This window comes from Amycolatopsis sp. NPDC003731 (assembly GCF_053586895.1).
Map to the genome: position 1 here is coordinate 1 of NZ_JBSFNC010000307.1, position 1,737 is coordinate 1,737.

Below are 1,737 nucleotides of genomic sequence, written 5' to 3' on the forward strand. Positions count from 1 at the left end.
TGGACCACCGACGCCGGCATCGAATACCTCATGGACCCCGAACCCCTCGGCGGCCCGGGCACCGCCCCGAAACCCGACCCCGCCCTCTACGGCACCTACTCGCCGCTGCAGGACGCGAAGGGCACCGCCAAGGGCAAGGCCAAGGAGGTCAAGAACAAGCTCACCTGACGCCGTCGCCGGGGCCGCCGCCGGCGGCCCCGGCCGGGCGTCCGGGTGAGAGGCGCGCGTCACGGATTCGGACGCCGCCCGGCCGGGTATCCGGGCGGAGTTCCCTCGCGCCCCTGTGGAGGCCCAGTGCAGCCTTGGCCCGGTTCCCCCTACCCGCTCGGCGCCGACTACGACGGTGTCGGCACCAACTTCGCACTCTTCTCCGAGGTCGCCGACCGCGTCGACCTCTGCCTGTTCGCCCCGGACGGAACCGAGACCCGGATCCGGCTGCCGGAGGTCGACGGCTTCGTCCACCACGGCTACCTGACCGGCATCGGCCCCGGCCAGGAGTACGGCTTCCGCGTCCACGGGCCGCACGACCCCGCCCGCGGGCTGCGGTGCAACCCCGCCAAGCTGCTGCTCGACCCGTACGCCAAGGCCGTCACCGGCCGGGTGGACTGGGACGAATCCGTGTTCGGCTACCGGTTCGGCCGGCCCGAGGAGCGCAACGACGACGACTCGGCGGCGCACACCGTCCGCGCGGTCGTCGTCAACCCGTACTTCGACTGGGCCAACGACCGGCCGCCGAAGGTGCCGTACAACGAGACCGTCGTCTACGAAGCACACGTCCGCGGGCTGACGAAGCTCCACCCGGACATCCCGGAGGAGCTGCGGGGGACGTACTCCGGGCTGGCGCACCCGGTGATGATCGAGTACCTCAAGACCCTCGGCGTCACCGCCGTCGAGCTGATGCCGGTCCACCAGTTCCTGCACGACCACGCCCTCACCGAGCGCGGCCTGGCCAACTACTGGGGCTACAACACGATCGCCTACTTCGCGCCGCACAACGAGTACGCCGCCTCGATCATGCCGGCGACCCCGGGCAGCGAGGTGCACGAGTTCAAGGCGATGGTGCGGACGCTGCACGAAGCCGGGATCGAGGTCATCCTCGACGTCGTCTACAACCACACGGCCGAGGGCAACCACCTCGGGCCGACGCTGTCCATGCGCGGCATCGACAACCAGGCCTACTACCGGCTGGTCGAAGACGACCCGCAGTACTACATGGACTACACCGGCACCGGGAACTCGCTGAACGTGCGCCAGCCGCACACCCTGCAGCTGATCATGGACTCGCTGCGCTATTGGGTGACGGAGATGCACGTCGACGGGTTCCGGTTCGACCTCGCCGCCACGCTCGCCCGCGAGTTCTACGACGTCGACCGGCTGGCCACCTTCTTCGACCTGGTGCAGCAGGACCCCGTGGTGAGCCAGGTGAAGCTGATCGCCGAGCCCTGGGACGTCGGCCCGGGCGGCTACCAGGTCGGCAACTTCCCGCCGCTGTGGACCGAGTGGAACGGCGCCTACCGTGACACCGTCCGCGACTTCTGGCGGGGCGAGCCCGCCACGCTCGGCGAGTTCGCGAGCCGGATCACCGGGTCGTCGGACCTCTACCAGAGCGACGGCCGCCGCCCGTTCGCGTCGATCAACTTCGTCGACGGTCTTGCCGCCGTACATGGTCAGCACGTCACCCGGGCGGTACGACGTCCCGGACGGCAGGTTCTCGGCCAGCGGGATGTGCGCGACGAC

The 1,737-nt window shown here is 70.0% G+C and carries 3 pseudogenes; 2 read left to right on the forward strand and 1 reads right to left on the reverse strand.

The features are described 5' to 3' along the window. A pseudogene (locus ACWDN5_RS46740) lies at positions 1 to 168 on the forward strand (manganese catalase family protein); the annotation flags it as partial. Between the two features lie 126 nt (positions 169 to 294). Beyond that, a pseudogene (gene glgX, locus ACWDN5_RS46745) lies at positions 295 to 1,644 on the forward strand (glycogen debranching protein GlgX); the annotation flags it as partial. Here the strand turns inward: glgX and ACWDN5_RS46750 are convergent. Then, positions 1,642 to 1,737 (reverse strand): annotated as a pseudogene (locus ACWDN5_RS46750) (hypothetical protein); the annotation flags it as partial. The pseudogenes glgX and ACWDN5_RS46750 overlap by 3 nt on opposite strands.